The 24,578-nt window shown below is 55.8% G+C and carries 17 protein-coding genes; all 17 read right to left on the reverse strand.

The window, feature by feature from the left end; all coding sequences use genetic code 11:
• Positions 1-47: 47 nt before the first annotated feature.
• The 17 genes from P9875_RS27745 to P9875_RS27825 all read right to left on the reverse strand — a co-directional run bounded on the left by P9875_RS27745 (position 48) and on the right by P9875_RS27825 (position 24,529).
• Positions 48-1,154, reverse strand: coding sequence for a glycosyltransferase family 4 protein (locus P9875_RS27745; RefSeq protein ID WP_278317190.1), 1,107 nt, complete (start codon positions 1,152-1,154; stop codon positions 48-50).
• Positions 1,151-2,155: a glycosyltransferase family 2 protein gene (locus P9875_RS27750; RefSeq protein ID WP_278317191.1), complete on the reverse strand. Its 1,005-nt coding sequence runs from the start codon at positions 2,153-2,155 to the stop codon at positions 1,151-1,153. The genes P9875_RS27745 and P9875_RS27750 overlap by 4 nt, the downstream gene beginning before the upstream one ends.
• Positions 2,148-3,482 (reverse strand): MATE family efflux transporter, encoded by a 1,335-nt coding sequence (locus tag P9875_RS27755; RefSeq protein ID WP_278317192.1) that lies wholly within the window; start codon positions 3,480-3,482, stop codon positions 2,148-2,150. The genes P9875_RS27750 and P9875_RS27755 overlap by 8 nt, the downstream gene beginning before the upstream one ends.
• Positions 3,483-3,585: 103 nt before the next feature.
• Positions 3,586-4,512 carry a transketolase family protein gene (locus P9875_RS27760; RefSeq protein ID WP_099401789.1) on the reverse strand — a complete coding sequence of 309 codons (927 nt, stop codon included), beginning with the start codon at positions 4,510-4,512 and terminating at the stop codon, positions 3,586-3,588.
• Positions 4,509-5,315, reverse strand: a complete 807-nt coding sequence (locus P9875_RS27765) for a transketolase (protein ID WP_278317193.1) — start codon at positions 5,313-5,315, stop codon at positions 4,509-4,511. Before P9875_RS27765 ends, P9875_RS27760 begins: the two co-directional genes overlap by 4 nt.
• On the reverse strand, positions 5,312-6,361 hold the full coding sequence (locus P9875_RS27770) for an NAD-dependent epimerase/dehydratase family protein (RefSeq protein ID WP_278317194.1): 1,050 nt from the start codon (positions 6,359-6,361) through the stop codon (positions 5,312-5,314). Before P9875_RS27770 ends, P9875_RS27765 begins: the two co-directional genes overlap by 4 nt.
• A complete protein-coding gene (gene rfbH, locus P9875_RS27775; protein ID WP_176389732.1) occupies positions 6,361-7,686 on the reverse strand; it encodes a lipopolysaccharide biosynthesis protein RfbH in 1,326 nt (441 codons plus the stop codon). The genes P9875_RS27770 and rfbH overlap by 1 nt, the downstream gene beginning before the upstream one ends.
• 30 nt (positions 7,687-7,716) lie before the next feature.
• Entirely contained in the window at positions 7,717-8,784 is a 1,068-nt protein-coding gene (rfbG, locus tag P9875_RS27780; RefSeq protein WP_099404139.1) for a CDP-glucose 4,6-dehydratase, read from the reverse strand.
• Positions 8,784-9,554 carry a glucose-1-phosphate cytidylyltransferase gene (rfbF, locus tag P9875_RS27785; RefSeq protein WP_278317195.1) on the reverse strand — a complete coding sequence of 257 codons (771 nt, stop codon included), beginning with the start codon at positions 9,552-9,554 and terminating at the stop codon, positions 8,784-8,786. Before rfbF ends, rfbG begins: the two co-directional genes overlap by 1 nt.
• Positions 9,555-9,615: 61 nt before the next feature.
• Entirely contained in the window at positions 9,616-10,833 is a 1,218-nt protein-coding gene (locus P9875_RS27790; protein ID WP_278317196.1) for a GumC family protein, read from the reverse strand.
• A 105-nt stretch (positions 10,834-10,938) separates the two neighbouring features.
• Positions 10,939-12,741: an SLBB domain-containing protein gene (locus P9875_RS27795; RefSeq protein ID WP_278317197.1), complete on the reverse strand. Its 1,803-nt coding sequence runs from the start codon at positions 12,739-12,741 to the stop codon at positions 10,939-10,941.
• A 165-nt stretch (positions 12,742-12,906) separates the two neighbouring features.
• Positions 12,907-15,822: a YjbH domain-containing protein gene (locus P9875_RS27800; RefSeq protein WP_278317198.1), complete on the reverse strand. Its 2,916-nt coding sequence runs from the start codon at positions 15,820-15,822 to the stop codon at positions 12,907-12,909.
• Positions 15,823-16,202: 380 nt separating this feature from the next.
• Positions 16,203-16,904 (reverse strand): DUF4197 domain-containing protein, encoded by a 702-nt coding sequence (locus P9875_RS27805; protein WP_035822663.1) that lies wholly within the window; start codon positions 16,902-16,904, stop codon positions 16,203-16,205.
• A 182-nt stretch (positions 16,905-17,086) separates the two neighbouring features.
• The gene (locus P9875_RS27810) at positions 17,087-18,676 is read right to left on the reverse strand and encodes an SEL1-like repeat protein (protein ID WP_278317199.1); all 1,590 of its coding nucleotides are present in this window, start codon (positions 18,674-18,676) and stop codon (positions 17,087-17,089) included.
• Positions 18,677-18,678: 2 nt separating this feature from the next.
• Positions 18,679-20,877, reverse strand: coding sequence for an EAL domain-containing response regulator (locus tag P9875_RS27815; protein WP_278317200.1), 2,199 nt, complete (start codon positions 20,875-20,877; stop codon positions 18,679-18,681).
• A gap of 5 nt (positions 20,878-20,882) precedes the next feature.
• Positions 20,883-23,045: an HDOD domain-containing protein gene (locus P9875_RS27820; RefSeq protein WP_278317201.1), complete on the reverse strand. Its 2,163-nt coding sequence runs from the start codon at positions 23,043-23,045 to the stop codon at positions 20,883-20,885.
• 203 nt (positions 23,046-23,248) lie between these two features.
• Positions 23,249-24,529 (reverse strand): multidrug effflux MFS transporter, encoded by a 1,281-nt coding sequence (locus P9875_RS27825; RefSeq protein ID WP_217916900.1) that lies wholly within the window; start codon positions 24,527-24,529, stop codon positions 23,249-23,251.
• Positions 24,530-24,578 lie beyond the last annotated feature (49 nt).

The following is a 24,578-nucleotide window of genomic DNA, read 5'->3' on the forward strand; positions in this document are numbered from 1 at the left end:
AATCAATGAGAATTTTTTGTCGTCCCAGATTATTTAGCTACAAATATTCAACATAGCAATAGCGCTAATTTTTTCGCTTCAGTACTCCACTTGGGAAATTCTTCACTTCCACTTGCAAGTGTTAGATTCGGATCGCGAATTTTCAATGAGGCCAGAATTCCATTTTTTATACCGATCTCAGTAGGTTGAATATAAATAGAATTTTTTCCTCCGGCTTCTCTCAACTCAGGAATATCAGTGGTAACAACGATAGTGTTACTTGCACGCGCCTCCAAAACAGGAATACCATAGCCTTCATAAAACGAAGGAAATACAAAACACTCCGCATTTTTATACAGTGCTGGAAGATCGCTGTCATTTACATAGCCCAAAGGCAATAAATCGTCTGCGGTCTGCGTATCAATCAATTTAGCAAGGTTCTCATCTTTCCAACCGCGTCCTCCAGCTAAAACAAGCTGCATTTCTGACAGCAAACCATCTGCTTTCATTGAAGTAAATGTCTGGATCAAGAGTGCGAGATTTTTCCTTGGTTCCCAAGTCCCAAGAGCCAGAATATATGGTTTGGTAATCTTTAAAACTCTAAGTGTTTCATTCATATTAGAGTCAGTATCCTTCCCCTGCGAGTAAAATAACTCACTGACGGCAGGGGTTACAACCGCATCGACCTTACGCCCAATCGCATCAAATAGCCTCTTGGCCGTGCCATATGAATTTGTACTCACTGCACTTGCAGACAAAACGTCGTGCCGGAAAAATAATTTATGTGCCCAGTAGGTTGCAAACGGCATAGTTTTTGGTGCAATAAGATGGTTAAGATCGTGCACAGTGACAACAATCCGCGTTTTTCCATTTAACCGCGGAGTAAATGTACTACCTGCCCAATAAACGTCTAAATTATCTTTTTTACATAGTTTCCCTGCGCGCAATTTTTGCCAGACAATACTTTTCATATACTTTCGCATATTCGAAGTATCATGTATGTGTGACCATCTCTCGGATATCGGTTTAAGACTCAGAGGCCACTGGCTGTAGACAAAAAACTTTGCATCAGGGATAGTCTTTTCAAGTTCCTGGCACAGCTCCCACACATAACGCCCTACTCCGGTTATATTATTTTCCAGTGAGCGGCCATCGATACCAATACGTAGTGTCATAAAACTTTCTCTTTCATAAGAACAGAAGAAATTTTTCTTCTAATTTCTCTTATATTCTTCAATCCCCACCAAGCTGTCCAAACGATTTTACTGGGGAAAAATAAAATTGGCACGAGAACAAACCAATATAGAACATATTTCTTATAAAATGGAAACATGAGCATTAGGAGACCACCCGTCTCTTTACGATCTCTCTTTTTAACAAGAATATCCGATATGACGTATTGAGTAATAACTTTCTTCTTTGCCTTGTCGCCGGCACTTTTCTCATATCCCCGAGCAATTAATGAATCAAAAATTAATGAGCTTCCAATGACAAAGTACTTGTACCAATCATAATTCCCGGAATTTCCAGCTCGATTCAAAATTAATGGTGCAGAAATGTATGCCGCATTACATTCATTCGAAAGGCCAGCATATACGGCATATACAAATGGAAAACCATAAGGAACGTACTTCTCATATTCATCCTCAGGAAGAATGAAAAAAATATCTTTTCTTACAACAACACTTGAAATGTAGCCAACATTAAGACCCACATCACTCATCAATAAATTTTTATCTTTGTATTCTGCATCAATTAAAGATAACGTTCTTTGTTTTATGCACTTGGAAAAAGACTTATCCCATATCGAATAATTAAAAATTATCAGATCATTGCCTGATGATATTTTTTTTAAAATCTCACCAATTGCGTCCGGAGTAATCCTGTCATCATCACCTAAAATCCATATATATTTACAATTCGACATGGATGCAACCAGCCTAAAATTCCTTTCAGCACCAATATTCTCGGTATTTTTTGAATATATTACATCAGGAAAGTCTTTCTTGAATTTTGTTACTACTTCTTCCGTATCGTCAGAACTGGCATTATCTGAAATAATTATTTCTATTTTCTCTTCGAAGTTCTTTATAGCGATAGAAACCGTTTCCAAACATTCCCTTAAATATTCAGAACGATTGAATGTGGGTATACATATGGAAAGAATTTTATTCATTACATTGTCTCGATGTTTTGATATGAGAAAATACTCTTCTTGGAATCAGCCACACAGCAGTCAACAAGAAAGAAAGTATCATTCCTAATGTGGCACCATATATTCCTATTTTTTCAACCAGAAATATTTGAAATATAATACTTAATGCCGTTTGAAAAATGGAGCAAACCAACAGCACCTTCATGTCACTCATGCTTTGCAATATGATTGCATAACCGTGCACCCAAACAAGAATCAAGTGATACACGCCAAGCATTAAAATGAAGTTTAAAGGGATCGATATTTTATTTGATGGAGATAATAAATTAGAAATCCATGGCATGAAATTTAACAGAAATATCGTAAATAAAATAATGAAGGAAGCTGAGAACAGAAAGGATTTTTTAATATGCGCACGAACATTACTCCAGTTATTCTTTGAAATATCTTCAGTAAAGTGTGGCCACAAAGCTGCATATAATGAAACATAAAAAAATGCAGCAAACCCAAATATTTTCGTTCCAATACCATAAATTGAAATTTCAGATGGTGGAACGTATTGGGAAAGAATCAGAAAGTCAACATTCAATACTCCAGCCGCCAGTGCATACAATATCCAGAATTTCGATGCCCGCTTTAACAAAGAAGATAGAACATGGGTTTCCACTTTCCAACACTCTGGAGGAAAATTTCTTATTTGCCATACTAAGGAAGCAACAGATATCAATGCCGGTGGAGAAATAAACCCCAAAATACAATAGAAAAGTTTGTCATTTTCGCTGATGTTACTTTTCAATATTATCAATATTGCGACGAATCCGATAACAGAAGCGATAGCCGGCATGATATTGGCCAAGTATCCTTTATGATGCGCATACCAGGCTTTGTATGCAACTGCTCCCAAACCAGACATGAGGAATAGCATTCCTGAATAAAGGAATATTCTTCCTTTTTCCAAGTCAGAAATAAAAATGAAATTTTTAAAATATGTCTGCGACAGCCATTGATTAATGAAATATAGGAGAATGGAGAAAAACAAAAAAAGACCCAAGCACAAAATAGAAGCAGTCGCCAGGTAGTTTGCGCTAGTTTCTTGATCCCTTCGATATTCAGAAATATAGTTTTGCAGGCTAATTCCAACGCCCATATCAGCCAACATATACCAGCTGAGTAGTGCATTAGTAAGCAAAAATACTGCGTAACGCTCTGCTCCTAACCCTTCCAGCAATACGCGAATACTCAATAATTGCAAAGCTGCAATAACAATTCGACTTCCCCAAGCACTACCTGTAACAATATAGTGAGAGGGAACACGTTTTACCAGAAGGATAAATTTTTCCCAAAACATAGTTATCAGCGGCGCCATATAGAATAAAACATTGCAAAATAAATAAAACTCACAGATTCCGTGGCATGATCATGTTTTTAATTTCAAATCTACCTAGATGAAATCACTTAACATGTGACAAGGAATTTTCCATGAAAATATCTATTTTGTCTTTAATTGCGCGTACATCCAACTTATGTTCACTCAAAAGATAATCCCAACTACCACAATAGTTTGAAAAGCGGTCTTCTACTCCGATGCGACAGACAGGCAAAGGACGAATTGACGAAACCTCTTCGGCAATGAGCGAACCCAGACCACCCATGACAGAGTGTTCCTCAATGGTAATTACGCCCTCAACCCGATGAAAGATTCCGGCTAATTGTTCCCGGTTGATTGGTTTTATCGATGGAACGCTCCAGACCTCAGCGTCCAAGCCTTGGTCAACCAGTTCCATCGCCGTTCGCACCATTGATCCGGTTGCTAAAATAGCCACCTTTCCACTTCCAGGCCGAGTATTCACCAACTGTCCGGGCTGGAGAACCAACGGTGTATTATGAATATCTCCGCGGTCACTTTTACCTATGCGTATATAAGTTGGAGATTGCAACTTGAGCGCAAGTTCAATCGTCGCCGTCATTTCAAACCGGTCGGCCGGAGACAACAGCGTTAGTTCCGGAATTGCCCGGGTACACGCAATATCTTCCGTCGATTGATGGCTGGTGCCAAGGTGGCTATACACCAGGCCTGCGCCATCGCCAATTAGTATTACCGGCAAATTTTCATAGCAAATGTCAATTTTGATCTGTTCGAGCACGCGGACGGGAACAAAGGCTGCCAGACCATATACGATCGGCTTGAAGCCTGCCTTGGCCAAGCCCGCCGCTACGCCAACCATGTTTTGCTCGGCGATGCCGCAATTGATGTATTGATCAGGGCGGGCTTTTCTAAAGGCGTCAAACAAGGCGTAGCCGTGATCGCCTGTCAGCAAAACAACTTTGGGATCCGCTATCGCCGCCGCGACCAATGCATCAGAAAAAGCTGTTCTCATTTTGATTTCTCCAACTCAGCAATGGCTTCCTGGTGCGAGGTTTCCGTCAAGCGCGTGTAATGCCACATATTGTTATTTTCCATGAACGACACACCTTTTCCCTTGATGGTGGTGGCAACGATAGCCTTGGGGCGACCATTACGCGCCATTTTCATATTGGAATAGGCGGCATCGATGGCGCTTTCGTCATGCCCATCTATCGTCACCGCATCAAAGCCAAAGGCCTTGAATTTGTCTTCGATATTCCCCAGCGCTATAACCTCGTCTGTCTCGCCCATGGCTTGAAAGCCATTCTTATCTATAATGACCACCAGGTTGTCGAGTTTAAAGTGGGAGGCGAACATTGCCGCTTCCCATATCGTGCCTTCGTTCAACTCGCCATCACCAACGATGGCATAACACATCTTGTCGCTATGATCGAGCTTTGCCGCAAGCGCGATGCCAGCCGCCACCGACAGCCCATGCCCAAGTGAACCGGTAGTTGCATCTACGCCTGGAATGTGAGCATCGGCCAATCCTTTCAGGCGCGTGCCATTCTTGAAGTACTGTTGAATGTCGACGTCGCTCAACCAGCCAAGCTCATGCAGACATGCATATTGAGCCATGACCCCGTGCCCCTTGCTCAGTACAACACCGTCACGCGATGCCAGGTCTGGATTGAGCGGGTCCAAGGTCAGATGACTACGGTATAAAACCGCTAAAATTTCAACAATAGAGAATGCGCAACCGATGTGAACGGTAGAGCCGGAATAGGCCATATCAAGAATGACCTTACGAATCTTCGTGGCGTTAAAATTCATCATAATTCTGCGTTCTTTCGGGTCCATTGAAGTGTTTTAGCAAGGGCGGCATCCAGAGGAACATATTCCTCAAGTCCTAAGTCGCACCGGGCTTTCGTTGTATCCGGGACATAACGCGGCGCCAGAACATCTGCAATACCGGGCGTCTGGATATGCACCGGCGTGGAGCTTCCCACGCTACGCACAATTCTGTGCGCCAACTCCTCGATGGATACTGCATCCTCAGATCCCACGTTATAGGCTTGTCCTGGCGCACCAATGGCAAGTATGCGCAGCAGCCAGATACACAAATCGGCCATATACAGATAGGAACGCATAGGTCTGCCATCGCCTTGAATATGGATGGGGTTTCCAGCCATCGCATCGCGCAGAAAATTACCTGCAGCGAAAGGACCATGTAAAGGCAAGCCAGGTCCCACAATGGCGAAAATACGCGCAATACATGACTCAAAGCCCGATTGTGCGGCGTGGCTGCACGCCAGCCATTCCGCTACCCGTTTTCCATTGCCATAGGCCGCATTGACCTGCAGGCAATCTGGCGCCCCAATATAGCTTTCAGGCACAAGCGCCAAGTCCGGTGGCTGCACGCCATAAATCGCCCCGCTGGAGGTCAGCATGAAACGTGATACACCGCTGGCGTGCGCCAGATCGAGCATGCGCCGGGTGCCGTTAACGATGTCATCGAATACCTGCGCCGGCCCGTCGGACTTCGATAGGTTCCCCACATCAGTGGCCGCATGTATACATAGATTCAGCTTGCCCACATTGCCCTTGAATGTAGCGACATCGCCCATTACCAGACTGGTGTCCTGACGCGTAAACATGCTGGGGTGCCGGCGCCTGGCCAGATCGGGATCACGGCTCAGCACGACCATCTCGATCTTGCTGTTCAGGGTATCGTTGGCGCGCTGCAGACTTTGTATCAACCAGCTACCGATAAAGCCGGTTCCGCCCGTGACGAACAGCCTCGCGCCACTAAAGCGCAACAAGAATTCAGACGATGCCGACAGTACCAGGTCGAGATCTTTAACCGGCAAGGCTGAGGACATTAGAAATTCACGCCAAAGAACTCTTCAATTTTGCTGATCGAGAAATCCATCATTTCCTTGGTCAAACCAGGGAAGACGCCAATCCACAAAGTATCGTGCATGATGCGGTCGGTATTCGTCAGCTCGCCGGAGACGCGGTAGTTACGTCCGATCATGTAGGGCTGGCGTGTCAGATTGCCAGCGAACAGCAGACGTGTGCCAATCTTGTTTTGATCGAGGAACGTCAACAGGTTGACCCGGTCCACATTAGCCTCAGGGCGCAGAGTGATCGGGAAACCGAACCACGATGGATCCGAGTTCGGTGTCGCTTCCGGCAGGATCAGGAATTCCTCGCAGCTTTTCAGACCGTTTTTCATGTAGTCGAAATTGTCCTTGCGCGCCTGAACGAAGCCCGCCGCGCGGTCCATCTGCGCCAGGCCGCAAGCGGCTTGCATATCCGTGATCTTCAGGTTATAGCCGAGATGCGAGTAGGTATACTTGTGGTCATAGCCTTCCGGCAGCGTGCCCAGCTTGCAGCAGAAACGCTGGCCGCAAGTGTTGTCCTTGCCCGGCGCACAATAGCAATCACGGCCCCAGTCACGGAACGATTCGGCAATCGCTTTCAGTTCCGGATTATTGGTAAACACCGCGCCGCCTTCGCCCATCGTGATGTGATGTGCAGGGTAGAAACTCATGGTGCCGATATCGCCGAAGGTGCCGCACATCTGGCCGTTGTAGGTGGCGCCCAGGGCGTCACAGCAATCTTCCACCAGCCACAGATTGTATTTTTTGCAGAGCGCGACGATGACTTCCAGATTGAACGGATTGCCCAGGGTATGGGCCAGCATGATGGCCTTGGTTTTATCGGTGATGGCCGCCTCGATCTTGCTGGCGTCGATATTGTAGGTGCCCAGCTCGACGTCGACGAAGACAGGCACGGCGCCAAATTGCAGGATCGGATTGACGGTAGTCGGAAAACCGGCCGCGACGCCGATGACTTCGTCACCGGGCTGGATGGCGCGCGCACCCAGTTTTGGCGATGTCAGCGCCGAAAAGGCCACCAGGTTGGCCGACGAGCCAGAATTGACGGTGATCAGGAATTCAACGCCGATGAATTTGGCCAGGCGCTTTTCGAATTCATCGTTGAAGCGACCGGTGGTCAGCCAGGCGTCCAGCGAGGCTTCGACCATCAGACCCATTTCAGGCGCGCCAACGACCTTGCCGGCCGGTGGAATCACCGTCACGCCAGGTTCGAATGGCTTCGGCACGCTGGCCAGTGCGCCGTATTGCGCCACCAGGGCGGCGATCTGTTCACGGATTTGTTGTTGGGTCAGTTGTTCGCTCATGATACAGCCTTCAATTTATTAGGTAATTAATTAGGTATTTTGATAGGTGGCAATTTGCGCCAGCGTCATTGCACGCATGTCGGCCCCTTGATCGCACGCCTTATGCCACTCGACGATCTTGACGATCGTCTGGCCGATGTCCCAGCGCGGATGCCAGCCCAGCTGGCCGCGCGCCTTGGAACAATCGAGCTTCAGATAGGTCGCTTCGTGTGGATGATCCTGGCCATCGAGCGACCAGGAGGCGCCAGCGCCCCACTCTTGCGTCATGCGCTCGATGATCCATTCGACGGGCTTGGCGTCGGTATCGTGTGGACCGAAGTTCCAGCCCTCGGCATGCACGGGACCCTCCGTGTACAGTTTTTCCGCCAGCGTCAGATAACCGCTCAGCGGCTCGAGGACGTGTTGCCACGGGCGGATGGCGTGGGGATTGCGGATCATGACCGATTCCCCGGCGCCAATGGCGCGCAGCATGTCTGGAATCAGCCGATCCAGCGCCCAATCGCCACCGCCGATGACATTGCCGGCGCGGCCGCTGCCCAGGGCAATGCCGTGCTCGGTGTATTTATCCGCATGGAAGAAGGAACTGCGGTAGCCGGCCGTCACCAGTTCGGCACAGCCCTTGCTGTTGCTGTAGGGGTCGTAACCGCCCATGGCTTCGTTTTCGCGGTAGCCCCACGGCCATTCGCGGTTTTCGTAGCACTTGTCGCTGGTGACGTTGACCACTGCGCGCACGCCAGGCGTGGCACGCACGGCTTCGAGCACATTCACCACGCCCATGACGTTGGTGGAATACGTTTCCACCGGGTTCACATACGAATAGCGTACCAATGGCTGGGCGGCCATGTGAATGACAATGTCAGGACGCGCGGCAGCCATGGCGCGCTTGACGGCGTCGCCATCGCGCACGTCGCCGATGACCGATTGCATGCCATGCGCGACATTGGCCACTTCAAACAGGCTGGGCGTGGTAGGCGCTTCCAGTGCGTAACCGGTCACGTCGGCGCCAAGCTGCTGCAGCCACAGGCTCAGCCAGCCACCCTTGAAACCAGTGTGGCCGGTGAGGAAGACGCGCTTCCCTTGCCAGAATGCGGGATTCATCAAGCCGCCTTCCAGGGCGCCTTGCCCGATTGCCACAATTCTTCCAGATGCACCTTGTCGCGCAAAGTATCCATCGGTTGCCAGAAGCCACGATGGAAAAAGGCGTCGAGTTGCCCCTCTTCAGCCAAGCGCTCCAATGGCTGCTTTTCCCAGGTGGTGCTGTCTTCGGCGATGTAGTCGATGACCTTGGGCGACAGCACGAAATAGCCGCCGTTGATCCAGGCGCCATCGCCTTGCGGTTTTTCCTGAAAGCTATTGATTTTCTGCCCGTCCAAAATCAGTGCGCCGAAGCGGCCGGGCGGCTGGGTCGCCGTCAAGGTGGCGAGTTTGCCATGCGCCTTGTGGAAGGCGATCGATTCAGTGATATTAACGTCACTGACACCATCGCCGTAGGTAAAGCAGAACGCCTGCTCCCCTTCCAGGTACTGTTTGACACGCTTCAGGCGGCCACCGGTCATGGTTTCATCGCCGGTATCGACCAGGGTGACCTTCCAGGGTTCAGCATTGCGCGCATGCACTTCCATCTGATTATTCTGCATATCAAACGTCACATCCGAGGTATGCAAGAAATAGTTCGCGAAATATTCCTTGATGACATAACCCTTGTAGCCGCAGCAGATGATAAAGTCATTGACGCCATGAGCAGAATAACTTTTCATGATATGCCAAAGGATCGGCTTACCACCAATTTCCACCATCGGCTTAGGCTTGGTTGATGTTTCCTCACTAATACGGGTTCCCAATCCTCCCGCCAGAATAACAGCTTTCATTTTATTTCCTTACTCTTCAATCTGCTGCCCGCAGGTCAGCCCAGGCATACCCGCCATTCAATTAGTTTTTCCCTGCCCAAGCATTTCTCAGAACGCTCCAGCGATATCTGCTACCCTCATCGAGGGCAGACCGCAAATATGCATCACGTATCAGCGCCAAAAACAATGCCAAGAATCCACCACCAAAAAATCCCAAAAGAATAATAATCAATTTTTTCGGTTTTGATTTTTTTTCTGCCGGCACTGCATTATCGAGAATTTGTATGTTCGACGATTCTTTGGCTTCGTCTATTTTGGCCAACTCATACTGCTTTGACAGCAATTCAAATATGGTTTCCTGATATTTAACATTGCGCAAGCTTCGTATATATTCAACCCCAACCTCAGGAATTTTCCCGGTTGGCACCATCAAATCGCCATCCTTGGATGATTTCCCTGTTTTCAATCTAGCAAGTTGAGCTTGATATCCCTGTATCTCCCCCTGCAAACGCATAAGATCGGGATTGTTATTTGTTGCAAAGCTCCGCATGGCATTCAGTTGCACTTCTTTCGCTGCAATTGTTCCTTCCAACTGGGCAACGTTACGGATAATGCCTTCGACTTGTCCGTCCAATTGCAGCAGGCCAGTACTTTCCTGCGTCTTGCGCAACGCAATTTCGGCATTCGCCAGGTCGTCTTTCACCGCGACTAGCTGTTTTTCAAAAAACAGACGGCGCTGCGCAGCATCGGTTATCGCAAGACCCTTGGTCAAATTCGACAACTCACTGACAAAGGCATTGGCAATTTGGGCCGCAAATTTTGGATCTTTATCTTCGACCAGCACAGAAATAGTTCCGGCTTTATCATTAACGACAGTCGCCATTCCGTCCAATTTCCTGCGTGCCTCGTCCAAAGTTTCCACGTCGAAGCGTGTTTTCAAATCAAATTGGCTTATCAGTTTGTCTGCGATGGTCCGGCTTTGCAACATTGCAACATACAAGTCATTAGGATTCTTCAACCCTGTAATGCCGCCGGCAGCGCCAGCCAATCCACCAAGCTGTCCCAACATGGCAGAGACTCCCGAGCTTTGCTGCTGAGGAGGCAAAATGACTGCTGTAGACAAGAAAGTCGGTTTAATCAGGAATGCAGCAGCAATTGACAATACCCCCGTTACCAGCGGCACCATGAACAATATTTTTTTTTGCCGGGCAAGTGCAGTCAATATATCCAATAAGTGAATTTCATCATTATTTTCATTCATCCGTGCACTCTGCCCACTATTTTTTAATTGCTCAGCCATCTTTTTCTCTCGGTTGATAACCCGTCATATTTTCAGCGTCGCCAAGGTCCATTAGTCTCGCGCATATCGCATAACTATCAAGATACCCTGGCATCTACCTGGCCATTAGTCTTTCAGTACTTTCAAACCAGCCGCACCCAGGCCAAACTGATAAAAGATTGCCGTCCAGTCCTTTATGCTCTGCATGAACGTGCTGCGTTCAATCTTCTCCGGCACCACCACGGTATCGCCAGGATTCAACGCCGTGCCGCCGAGGCCACCGAACCAGCCAGTGCCTTGGCTGCTTTTCGCCGTGCCATCGGCACGAATCACGTACATTTCGGATTTGTCTGCATTCGCGGTGATGCCGCCAGCTTGCTGCACATAGTCGTTGACCGTGCGCTGTGGACGATACACAAAGGCGTTTTGCTGGAATACCGAACCCAGCACATCTACGGTGCCTGGGCGGCGCGGGATCAGGATCGAGTCGCCGTCCTGCAACGGCAGGTCGGGCAAGTTTTTCACTTGCGTATCGACGCCTGGCAGATCGAGGACAATGCGTCCTTCCGCCTTGACGGTGCGCAGTTTTTGCACGATGCGGCGCTGCTGCTCCACTTCGGCCGCGGTCTTCGCTGCATTTTCCTTGTCGCCTGAGGCAGACATGCGCTGGGTGGCGTTCGATTCCAGGTCGCGTTCGAAACGGTCGGCCACCTGGTTCAATTTGATTTGCTGGGCGCGGCGGACGGATTCACGGTTCAGCTGTGTCGCGTACAGGTAGCCGTTTTCATTGGCGCCGCCAACACGGGCGATCAGCTCGCGCAGGGTTTCGCCTTTTTTCAACAGGAAGATTCCGCTCTGCTTTGCTTCGCCGGCCACGCGCACATATTCGTTCTGGATTTGTGCCTGCACCGGTACGGCGCCTGGCGCGAATACGCGCAGAATATCGGTCGGTTTGACGGCAATGCCGGCCAACTGACTGCTGGAAACACCTTTATCAGCCACCAGTTCCAGCACGGTCTTGTATTGGTTATCGACGTTTTTCTCGACGATCACCTGCTTCGTTTCCGCAGCCGAATCAAAGCCGCCGGCCCAGTTCAAGACATCGGCCAGGCTGGCATTGCCCTTCAATTCAAAAATGGCCGGTTGCTTCACGCTACCAGTCAAAGCCACCAGCGGGCCGACTTCAGGAATATAGATCACGTCGCCATCACGCAAGGTGACGTCGCGGCTCTTGTCGCCTTTGACCAGCATGTCATACAGGTCGAAGGTGCTGATGGTGTCCTTGCCGCGCTTGAGCTGGATATTGCGCATGCTGCCGGTGGCATCCGGACCGCCCAACGTAAACAGGGCATTGAGCAAGGTGCTCATGGAATTCAAGGTATACGTGCCAGGACGAACGGCATGGCCAACCACGTACACTTGCACGGCGCGCGTTTGCGCGATGCTCGCCGTCAGGTCAAAATTGGTGTAAATCTTGCTAATGGCTTTCTTCAGGTAGCCCTGCAGATCCTTGTACTGCACGCCGCTGACCTTGATGGAGCCGACGCGCGGAATGAAAATCGCGCCGCTGCGGTCAACCGTGGCGCTGACGTCGATGTCGACCATGCCCCAGCCGCGTACCTGCAACTCGTCACCCGTGCCAATCACGTATTCCTGGTTCACCTGGACGCCATCGAGCGGCGCAAAGGTGGACGGTACGTCACTGAACAGATCCTTGCCGAAGATGCTCAGCTTCTTGCCCGTCACGCCATCGACATACTCTTCGAAAGCACCGACGGGCGCATCGGCATCCGCAACGCCGCGTTTGGCGGTCGGGCTGGCTGGCAAAGATTTGACTGGCCGCTGCTCACCGCGGCCACTGCGAATGCTTGGCAAGCTGCTGCCGCCCATTTCATTCGCCTGTGCGCGGGAAAGATCAGCACGGGACATCTCAGTTGCGCCAAGTTCCTGCTCCACGGCATAGGCAGAAGTGGCACCCAGCAGGAAAGCCGAGAAAATCACGTGTTTCACGAAAGGCGGGGGAGTGCGAAATTGCTTTTTCATGCTGGTCTTTGTCTGGATGAATGTTGTATGAGTAAAGGGAGCGCCATGCGCTTAATACTTGCCCTGCCAGGTCACGCTGATTTCTTTCGGTCCGGGATTGATCGACAGGCCCGATTTACTCTGGTCGCGCTGCGCATGCCACAGCCAGCTGCCCATGGCGTAGCCCAAGATGCCGCCGGCGACCGTGTCGGAGACCCAGTGCTTGCGGCCAAACACGCGGCCGGCGGAACCGACGGCGGCCACGCTGTACAGCCATGGCGCATCATATTCCTTGGCAAACGGCGTCACGGCGGCAAAACCGATCGCGGCATGCGCGGAAGGGAACGAGGAATTCGAGCGGGAATTGCCGCTGCCGACGCGGCTCCACGTTCCGAGGTCTTCCTCTGGACGGGCGCGGCCAAACGCATATTTGCCGGCCACCGCCAAACCCGTAGCCGCGGCAACCGATTGCAGGGAAATGAGTCCCGTATTTTGCATGCGCTCATCGCCCAGGGCGAAGGCGGCGGCAGCGGCGCCCACTGCCGCGTACGGCATGGCCTTGCCCAGCTTGTCCCAGTTGCGGTAAACCTTGGAATCTTCATGTTTCTTGACGAAACGGTCGACCGGTTTGTCGGCCAGCGCGGAAGCCACCACCACACCGCCGACCACCGCCGTCGCCTTGAGCCATTCAGGAACGCTAGGCGTAGCAGATGCGGATTGCTCCAGGCGCGCGCGCATGGCGGGCCATGGGCTGACAAACGGCCGGTCCGGCGGATTGACGGCAGGCAGATGCTGTTCGTCCGGGCGCTCGGCAAAGTTGCCCAGGCCATCGTAGCTGTGCATGTCGGCGCGCGGGCGCTCGAGCATGTCGTACAGGTCGCCCGGCGAGGCCACCATCTGCCCCACGTCGCGCGTCCATGGCGCAATGGCAAAACCGGCCGTCGATTGCGTGTCCATCGGCAACATGCTGTTCAGCGGCACGGACATGAAGATGCCACGGTCCTGGTATGGCTTCGATGGCGTGCCGGGGCTGGTGATGTCGTTGCCGTTCGTATGCGTGTACCAGGCGCCGACTTCGATGCCGGACTGGAAGCGGCGCTTGAATTCCATGCGCACGCCCGTGTCTTTTGCCAGGAAGCGGCCGGCACGCGCCGTCACGGTAATGTCGTGCGGCAAGCGGTAATGCAGGGAACCGATCGCCGTCACCGTCTTGTAGTCGCGCGAATCGAGCAAACCCTTGTAGCCTCGCTGTTGCAAGGCATCGACGGCCACGTCGGCCGCCCAGCGGCTATCCTTCGGCAGGTACAGCACCTGGCCACCCACGCCGCGGAACATGTCTTCATACAGGCCGGCCGACATGCGGGTATACACGCGCTCGGCAGGATTGTTGTATTTATTCAGCAAGACGCGGCTCAGCGAGAAACGCCCGCCGCGCAGATATTCCGCGATATCGGTACGCACGTGCGGCAAGTTGCTGTTCGATGGCTGCTTGACACCCGATACCGTTTCCAGCAACTGCAGGCTGGCGGCGCTGTTCAGGTACAGGCCGTCACCGAGGCGGCGGTCGTAGTTGGCCACGGCCGAAATCGAATAACGGAAGGCGCCGCTCGGGTCATTGAAGAAGAAGCCCACCTTGGGAGCGACCTTGAAGCGGTTCGCCTCACGGTCCAGCGATTTGATCTGCACCACGTCGCCATCGACGCCGACGCCGACGGCCAGCTTGCCATCATCGCTCAGGACGTTGGCGGCCCTGGCGGGAGCCGGTGCGGCGGCAAGCGCGGGAGCTGCGGCAAGTACCGGCACGGGCGCGGACGCAGGCGCTGGTGCAGGCGCGGCGGCAACGACGGGCACCGGCTTGTCGAGGAATTCCTGCAGCCAGCCTTGCTGGTCATCCCGGATGACGTCGCCTTTCTCCGGATAGCGCAGCAGCACGACGTCGAGGAAGGCCTTGCGGTCGATCTTGCCTGCCAAATAATCGTTCAGTTTTGGCAAATCAAAGAATTCGTAGGTGGCGATTGGCTGGTCCAGCTTGGTATACGTGATGCGCAAGGTCGTCACGCCCTTCGGCGTGAAAGCGACAGCCGTGCGCGCGGCGCGGCCAACGGCGCGGCCCATGTTCGAAATCCGGCTATTCGTCAGGCTCAGGCTCAGGACATTGCCCTCTTGCTCGACACGGATATTTTTATAGTCCTGTTTTACCAGAGCATTGACCAGATCGGCGCCATACACGGGGTCGCGGTGCCATTCTTCCTTGCTCGGCAGCGGTGGCGGATTCTTGTCATCGACGAAATACGCCGGTTCGTACACCTTGGGGACAAACTCGCGTTCGCCAAATGGAATGCTGATAAAGGCGTTCACGCTGAACTGGTCGCGGTTGCGTGCCGCTTGCAAGGCAAGCCAGCCCCAGCGGTACTCCAGGCCCAGGGAAGCGCCTTTACGGCGCTTGCCGGCGTCCGTTTCGCTGGCGCGGAAGTCGCGCACATAATTCGTTGCATCGTATTCGGCTACCACCGACCAGCGCGGCAGCGCAGTCGGCGTCCAGCGCGCGCCGGCAAACACGCCGTCCGGGCGTTTATGGGCATAGCCCAGGCTCGCTTCGATATTCTTGCTGGCGCCAAATGTCTTGGTGGCAACGAGATATTGCCCCTTGAACAACTCGGTACCGAACAAATCCGTCATGCCGACGGCAACGGACGGCATCCACTCCGTTTCCGTCCACAGGCGCAATTTACCGTCGACGACCTTATCCTTGTAGCGGCCATAGCCACTGCCATATTCGCCGGGCACATTGGTAAAGCCAGGAATGCCCGTGATCGACACATAGCGCCCCGTCATTTGCAGGAAAGGCAGGATATTCGCCGTCGCCCACAACTGGCCATACGGGCTGTCATAGCTGTAGCCGACGCTGAAGGTGCCGTCCGTTTCCACCACGGCGCTGGGCATATTGATGTAGCCGGATTGACCACCATGATTCGGGGTCGCGGCCATCACCGACGGCGCGCCAAGCACCAGACAGCCACACCAGGTATATTTGATTGATTTTCTGAGTACGCTTAACAAATCCGGCTACCTAAAAGATCCTGCACCTGGAATTCCTGACAATATATTCAGAAAATCAATGAGCTTGGGGAAACGTGAATGAAACGAAAAAAGGCCAACCGACGGGCATCTTGCAATGCCACGCATCAGTTCGCCACTAAAACTGGGCACTCCCGGGCAATTGATCGTTGCTTAACCATGCCTCAGGAATGTATGTCGCAGAATTTTAACATTGTTTTCTTGTAGCAAATGCTTAACTTGTTTCCCTTGCGCCACACCTGTCCATGCAGCGAAAACGCCGCCTGCGGCCCTGCATCAGGCTTGAACTGTCACTTCAAACTGCCAAACACTTTGCCGATAATCTTGCTGCCATAGGCGAGCGGATTGCTGCGGATGGCTTTTTCTTCCTCGCCGATCATCAGGTACAGGCCGTCAAGCGCACGGTCCGTGACATAGCCTTCCACCGTCGATTGCTGCTGCGGCACCAGTCCCGTCTTGCCGATCTGGCTCATGGTGCTGTTGTACTTGCTGGCCAGGCCGGAACGGTCGGTCACGGATTTCACGATGGGCAGGAATTTGACGGCCAGGGGCGCCGAGGTCTTCTGGCGGAAGAAATCCGTCACAGAAGTATCGCCACCGGACAGGATATTTTTCGCATCGCTCACGCTCATCGATTTGACGGCGTCGAGCAGCAAGGGCTTGGCCATCGGCACGGCCGACTCGGCGGCACGGTTCATCGACACCACCAGGTCGTCCAGTTGCTGGCCGCGGCCCGTCATTTTCAGCAAGGGCTTGGCTTGCTCCAGAATGCCGGGCAACTTGATCTTGACCTTGTCATTGTTCAGAAAACCATTTTCGATGCCCAACTTGGCAACGGCGGCGGCCGATCCGGCTTCCAGCGCCGCTTTCAAGCCATTGCTCGCATCCTGGTTGCTGAGGGCATCCAGGGGACCGGCGCCGGCGCCGGACGACAGCAACACCAGCGCACACAGGAGGGCGGCCGAACGGCCAGTGGAAGGGTTCAGGCGCATAGTTTTCCTTTTCTAAAGAATAGACAGACCACCTTCTGCTGGAACCTTAGCACATCAAAACCGCAAATACCGCAGCAATTTTTTGCGTCTTGGGGAAAACAAGGAGAGCCACAGATGGCGAAGGGAAAGGACTATACAGCACCTACTGTTGTATCCGCGCACGCTAATGTGGGCAACATGGCTCAGCCGGCTATCGCCGCCAGCTGTTCGCATACCCGCGCCAGATCCGTCTCGCGCATGCGCGCCGCCGTCTGGCGCAGGGATTTTTCAGCGCCGGCCACGCCGGCCGCCGCCGCCATCGACAGCCAGATGTACGCCTGCTGCAAATCGAGCGGACCGCCCTGGCCGCTGGCCGCCATCAGGCCCAGATTCATCTGCGCCCGCGCATGGCCCTGGCGCGCGGCCAGCGCATACCAGTCCCAGGCGGCGGCATAGTCCTGCGGCACGTCCTGCCCATTGTCATGCCGCAGGCCCAGCGCGAACTGGGCCAGGCTGTGGCCCTGCGCGGCGGCGCGGCAATAACAGGCGCAGGCCTGCTGGCTGTCGGGCGCGGGACCGTCGTCGCGGTCATGCAAGACACCCTGCATGTATTGCGCCGGCGCGTAATCCTGTTCGGCGGCGCGGCGGTACCATTCCAGCGCCACCGACAGATCCTGCGGTACGCCCTGGCCATGTTCATAACGCAGGCCCAGGTCGAACTGCGCCCGCACATGTCCCTGATCTGCCGCCTTGCGGTACCAGAAGATGGCTTCCTGCGCATCGGCAGGCATGCCCTGTCCATGCTCATGCAACAGTCCCAGCTGGTACTGCGCGGCGGGAAAGCCCTGCTCGGCGGCCTGGCGGTAAAACGCTTGCGCCTGCGCGTAATCGTGGGCGCCATGTTCATGATGCAGGCCCAGGTTGTGCTGGGCCGCCGCATGGCCCAGCCCCGCCGCCTTGACATACCATTCCAGCGCCGCCTGTTTATCGCAGGGCACGCCCTGGCCATTGTCATAGATCAGGCCCAGGTTGAACTGCGAACTGGCGTGGCCCTGCTCAGCCGCGCGCCGGTACCAGCTGATCGCCTGCCTGCTGTCCTGCGGCAGCACGTCGCCATTTTCATAGCGCAGCGCCAGGTTGAACTGGGCCGGCGCATAGCCCTGCTCGGCCGCCTTGCGCATCCAGGCCGTCGCCTGCTGGCGATCCTGGCGCACGCCCTGGCCATTGTCGTAGCGCAGGCCCAGGTTGAACTGCGCCCGCGCATAACCCTGCTCTGCCGCCTTGCGGTACCAATTGATGGCTTGCACGAAGTCCTGCGGCACGCCCTTGCCATTGTCATACATCATGCCCAGGTTGTTTTGTGCACCGGCGTCGCCCTGTTCCGCCGCACGGCTGAACCACAGCATGGCTAGCCCGCTATCTTGCGCGAGCCCCTGACCCTTGGCATACAACCAGCCCAGGTTGTACTGCGCCGCCGCGTACCCCTGCTCGGCCGCCTGCTGGTACCAGTGCGCCGCCTGCGCAAAATCCTGGGGCACGCCCTGCCCCTTCTGGCACATCACGCCCAGGTTGTACTGCGCATGTTCGAGCCCCTGCGCGGCGGCCAGGCCGTACCAGTGCAGCGCCAGCGCATAGCTTTGTTCGATGCCCTGGCCATTGAAATGCATGAAGCCTAGGCTGTGCTGGGCGTTCGCATTACCCTTCTCGGCCAGGCCTTTCAGGCGCAGATAATCAGCTGTGTAATGAGCCGCCGTGGAATGAGCCGCCGTGGAGCGGGGATCGGCTAGCGGCACGGTCAAGCCTCGATGGCCAGCGCATGGGGCACCGCGGGGGCGGCATCGGCGATCAGGCGGTTTTGCTCCTGCAGCACGCCGATGAAACTGCCCAGCGAAATGGGCCGGTGGTACAGATAGCCCTGCATCGTGGTGCAGCCCTTGTCCTGCAGGTAGCGCGCCTGGCCTTCCGTTTCCACGCCCTCAGCGATCAGGTGCAGGCCGAGGCCGCGCGCGATCGAGATGATGGCCAGGATGACGGGATAGTGTCCGTGCTCGTCATGGATTTCCTTCACAAACGACTGGTCGATCTTGATCGTGTGGATGGGGAAGCGGTGCAGGTACGACAGCGAGGAATAGCCGGTGCCGAAATCGTCGATGGCCACCGACACGCCCAGCTGGCACAGCTTGTTCAACTGCTCGATCGCATACTGCGGGTTGCGGATGCAGATGTTTTCCGTGATCTCCACTTCGATCTTTTCCGGCGCGATGCCATAGCGCGTCAGCGCGCCGCGCATCTTCTCGAAAAAGTCGCCCCGGTCCAGGTATTGCGGCGACAGATTGAGCGACAGGCGCACGGCTTCGCCGCCGGCGGCGTTCCACTGCACCAGGTCGCGGCACAGGGCGCCCAGCATCCAGTCCGAGATCGGCAGCATCAAGCCGTTTTCCTCGGCGAACGGCAAAAATTCGCCAGCCGTCAGCAAGCCCCGTTGCGGGTGGTTCCAGCGCATCAGGCCTTCGGCGCCGACGATGCGGCCCGTCATCACGTCCACCTGCGGCTGGTAATACATCTCCAGCTGGTTCAGTTCCAGCGCCTTGCGCAGGCTTTGCTCGAGCGCGATCTTCTGGTGCGACACGTCGAGCATGGACTCGTGATAAAAACTGTGGCCGTTCTTGCCCAGTGCCTTGACCTGGTACATGGCGATGTCGGCGTGGCGCAGCAGCTCGTCGATGGTCTCGCCGTCGCCCGGATAGATGGCGATGCCGATCGAGGCCGAAATATGCACCTGGTTGCCATCGAGGTCGAAGGGCTGGTGCAGACATTCGAGGAACTTGTCGGCAATCAGACGCGCATCCTGGCGGTCGCGCAGCTCCGGCAGCACGATGGTGAATTCATCGCCGCCCTGGCGCGCCAGCGTGTCGCCGCGGCGCAAACAATCCTTCAGGCGCAGCGCCACCTGCTGCAGCAATTCGTCGCCCTTCACGTGGCCCAGGGTGTCGTTGACCAGCTTGAAACGATCGAGGTCGATGAACATCACGGCCAGTTCCGTCAGCTTGCGCCGCGCCTGGATCACGGCCAGCCCCAGGCGGTCCTTGAACAGCATGCGGTTCGGCAGGTCCGTCAGAATGTCGTGATAGGCCTGGTAGGAGATGACTTCCTCGGCGCGCTTGCGGTCGGTGATGTCGCGCGCCACGCCGTAGGTGCCGAAGTATTCCTGCTTCCGGGCTTCGTGATCGTGCATGCCGATCGAATTGAGCGGAACCGTCATCAAGGTGTTGTTGAAGGTACGGTCGCTGCCGCTGCCGCTATGGCACTTCAGGCGTAATTCCACATTGCGCGAGGCACGCTCGTCGATGCGGCGCTCATTGAAGGCATAGCGCGCCCGCTCCTGGTCTTCATCGTGCACGAGGATGGAATAATGGCTGCCGATCAGCTCTTCGCGGCTAAAGCCCAGCAACTGGTGCACACGATCGTTGATGAAGGTGATGCGGCCTTCATGGTTCAGGGTATAGATGATGTCGGGCGAGCTGTCGACCAGATAGCGGTACATCTTTTCCGAGTTTTCCAGCTGCAGCGCGATGCGCTCGTTTTCCAGCGCCAGCTTGCGCTTTTGCAGCGCGTTCTCCACCGTCTTGAGCAGCTCCTCGCGGCTGTACGGCTTGCGCAGATAATCGTAGGCGCCACGCTTCAGGGCGCCGATAGCCGCCTCGATGCCGACGTCGCCGCTCATGACGATCACGTCGCCCTCGATGCCGCGCCGGTTGATGTGGTCCATGATTTCATGGCCGCTCATGTCGGGCAGGCGCAAGTCCAGCAGGATCAGGTCGAAGCGCAGTTTCGACAACTGCGCCAGCGCCTCGCTGCCGCAGGTCGCCGTGTACAGCTGGTAACCGCGGTCCTTCAGCAATTCGTGGAGGGAGGCGAGCAAACGGGGCTCGTCGTCGACCAGCAGGATGCGCGGGCTGTTTTCCAGGTCAAACGGAATGGCGGAGGAGTTCATGGACGTTACGAAGACAAGGCGGTATTGCCGGGCGCGGGCAGCGCGGTTGCAGCGCTCGCCGGCACGGGAATGGGCAGTAAAATTTCAAACGAGGTGCCGGACTTGCTGCTGCGGCAGCCGATCACGCCATGCAGGCGCGTGACCAGGTCATGCACGATGGACAAGCCCAGGCCGTGATGCGCGCCTTGCTTGCTGCTGCGCACAGGGGAAAACAGATTGGCCAGCACTTCCGGCGCCAGGCCGGCGCCATTGTCGCTGACGCACAGTTCCAGGTACAGGCGGCGGTCGCGGTTGACGTGGCCACGGTTCGCCACTTCGATGCGCCCGCCGTCGGGCAAGGCTTCGACGGCGTTTTTCAGCAGGTTGAGCAGGATTTGCTTGAGCATGCCGGCATCGGCCTCCACCTCGCATGGCGCATCCTGCATGCGCGTGACCACTTCGATCTTCGGCGGCAGGAAATCGGTGGCGCGGAACAATCGCAGCACGTCGTCGACCACGCGCGCGCAATCGGTCACGCCGCTGGCCGGCACCGGCTGCAGATCGGCCAGGCCGCCGATCAACTGGCCGACCCGGTCGATTTCCTCGTTCAGGATAGCCATCTCGCCGATGACCGGCTCCTGCTTCTCCAGCTTGTGATCAAGCACGCTCAGGTAATTCTTGATGATGGACAGCGGGTTATTCACTTCATGCACGACGCGGCGCGACGCTTCGCGGTACTCCTCGGCCACGTGATCGAGCTGGCGCCGCGCCAGGCCGCGCGCGCTGATCGCCGTTTCCAGCGCCGTGGCGGCCTGGCTGGCATACGCGCGCAGGAAACCCTCGCGCTTCTGGCAAGCGGGAATCTGCCACGCCGCCACGCCGCCAATCAGCACGCCCAGACTGCGCTGGCCCGCCACCAGAGGCATGCAAACCAGGCTGTCCGTGCCGAGAATGCGGAACAGCTGCTCCTCGACGATACCCAGCGCCGGCATGTCGCGTTTCAGGAACGCCAGCTGGCATTCCAGCGCGGATGCCGCCAGGGGCCCGCCCTTGGCCAGCGGGATAGAGAAGCCGGCCAGGCGATGCTGATGTTCGCCCGCCGCCACGCCGACCAGCGCATGGCCGGTGGGGTTTTGCAGCAGGATGACGGCGGTGTCAAAATCGAACAGGATGCGCGCCGAGCGCGTGATGGCTTCGAGCAGGCTGCTCTCGCCCTGTTGCCGGGCGAAGGTCTGGCCCACTTCGGACACCAGCACCATATTGCGCACTTCGTCGGACAGGCGCTGCTGCACCGGATCGGGGGCGGGCGGCGCATACGCGGGCGGCGTGGCGATATCGTCCGCGCCGGCCAGGTCGATGCCCAGGTGCTGCGCGGCCTGCGCCACCTGGCGCGCGACGCTGCCGGCCAGGTCATCCAGCACCGCTACGTCCAGCGCGCACAGGCTTGCCGCCTGCGCGATGGACTCGGCCTCGTCCGCATCGTCCGCATGGCAGCACAGCAGGTGCGCCAGGCGCACGATGCGGATCAGGGGATGACTCGCTTCCAGGCGCGCCAGCGGTTCGTGGTGATACAGCACGCTGTCGGCCAGGAAGGAATCGAGATGCCAGCGCTCGATCAGCCAGGCGCCCGCTTCGGCATGCGTGATCTGCAAGGTGCGCTGCTCCACCGCGCACAGGGCGGCATCGTCGCGCGCCGTGAAATTGAACGCGTATTCCTTCGGCGCCGTGGCCAGCAAGGCCAGGCGGCCCACGTTGTGCAGCAAGCCGGCCAGATACGCTTCCTCGACGTGCGGATAGGCCATGGCCTTGGCCAGCGCGCGCGCCATGACGGCGGCCGACAGCGAACTTTTCCAGAAGGCGCGCAAATCCGTGCTGCCGGAATGGGGAAAGCTGTTGAAGGTCTGGAACACGGATTCGCTGATGACCAGGGTCTTGATCATGTCCGTGCCCAGCGACACGAGCGATTGCTCCAGGCTGACGACCTTGCCCTGGCGATGGTAGGCCGAGCTGTTGGCCACGCCGAGGATCTTGCTGGTCATGCCCGCATCCTTGGCGATCAGGGCGGCCAGCTCTGGCATGCCGGCATCGTCGGCCTGCAGGTGGGCGATCAGCATGAGGAGAATCTGCGGCATGGCCGGCAGGCGGGCAATCAGCAGGCGATTGCGAATATCTTGATCAGATTGATGCATCGTATCAGGCATTGCCGGTTCGAAAAGGATGAGCGCTTAGCAGCGAAGCGCGGCCACGTTCAGAGGAATCCTCCACTCCTGTAACCAAAAAATCTATTGCCTGAGAGGATGCCGGGAAAGAAGTCATCTTATCATAAGCGCCGGATATTACTTGCAATATAGAAAATTAAGTTGAAATAAATCCAGCGTTCTGCAGTGGAAACTTATGCCTTGAAGGAACCCAGCAAACGGTGGCGGAAGCGCCGCGATATCAGCCACATGGCCAGCGCCAGGCCCGTAAACGCCAGCTGGCCCGACGCCAGCCACAGCACGGAACCGGACAGCAGCGGCGAGATCACGCCGGCCACCACGGCACCCAGCAAGGTGCTGGCAAACGACTGGCACGAAGCGACCGTGCCGCGGATATGCGGGAACAGGTCGAGCGCCAGCAGGGTCGCGCCCGGCCCCACCAGCGACATGCCGAACGTGTAGAAGAACAGGGGCAGCACCGACCAGGGCAGCGATGGCGGCAGGAACAGGTGATACACGACGTTGACGCTGGCGGCGCACAGCAGGAAGGCAAAGCCGATGCCGATCTGGCGCGCGAACGTGATTCTGCCGGCGATGCGGTTGGCCGCCGCGGCGCCCATGAAGATGCCGCTGACGCAGGGAATGAACAGCCAGGCGAATTGCGATGGCCCCAGGCCCAGCTGCTTGGGCAGCATTTCCGGCGCGGCCGTGATGAACAGGAACAGGCCCGCGAAATTGAGGGCGACGATGCCGGCCTTGATGTGGAACAGGGGCGAGCGCAGGATCTGGCCGTAGCTCGACGCGAGGAAACGGGGATTGAACGGCTGGCGCTTTTCCATCGGCAGGGTTTCGGGCAGGCGCCAGTAGCAGAACGCCAGCAGCACCACCGTGTAAAAGGCGAGGAACAGGAAGATCGAGCGCCAGTCGAACCAGATGACGATCCAGCCGCCGAGAATCGGCGCCACGGCCGGGGCGATGGAAAAGATCATCGTCACCAGCGACAGCAGCCGCGCCGCCGCCGCATCGGCGTACAAGTCGCGGATGATGGCGCGGCTGATCACCACGCCGGCGCCGGCCGACACGCCCTGCATGATGCGGAAGAACCACAGGTAGTGCACCGTGTGCGCCGAAGCGCAACCGAGCGAGCCGATGGCAAACATCAGCAGCGACACGAGAATGACGTTGCGCCGCCCAAAAGTATCCGAGATGGCGCCATGCCACAGCACCATGCCGGCAAAGGCCAGCATGTAGAACGTCAGCGACTGCTGCACTTCCAGCGGCGAGGCCTGCAGCGAACCCTGGATCGCGCCAAACGCGGGCAGATAGGTGTCGATCGACAAGGGTCCCAGCATCGACAGCCCGGCCAGCATCATCGCCAGCGCACCGCGGCTCAACGGCGCCATGTGGCTCGGCGTGGGAGGCGGAACGGGGGTGACCGGGTCGGGCGGCACATCGGCCGGAGGGGTGGGAAACATGGCGGATCCAAAGTGGCGCGCGGACCTGCATCGGTCCGCGCGCGGGGTT

This window comes from Janthinobacterium rivuli, assembly GCF_029690045.1.
GTDB classification, from domain to species: domain Bacteria; phylum Pseudomonadota; class Gammaproteobacteria; order Burkholderiales; family Burkholderiaceae_D; genus Janthinobacterium; species Janthinobacterium rivuli.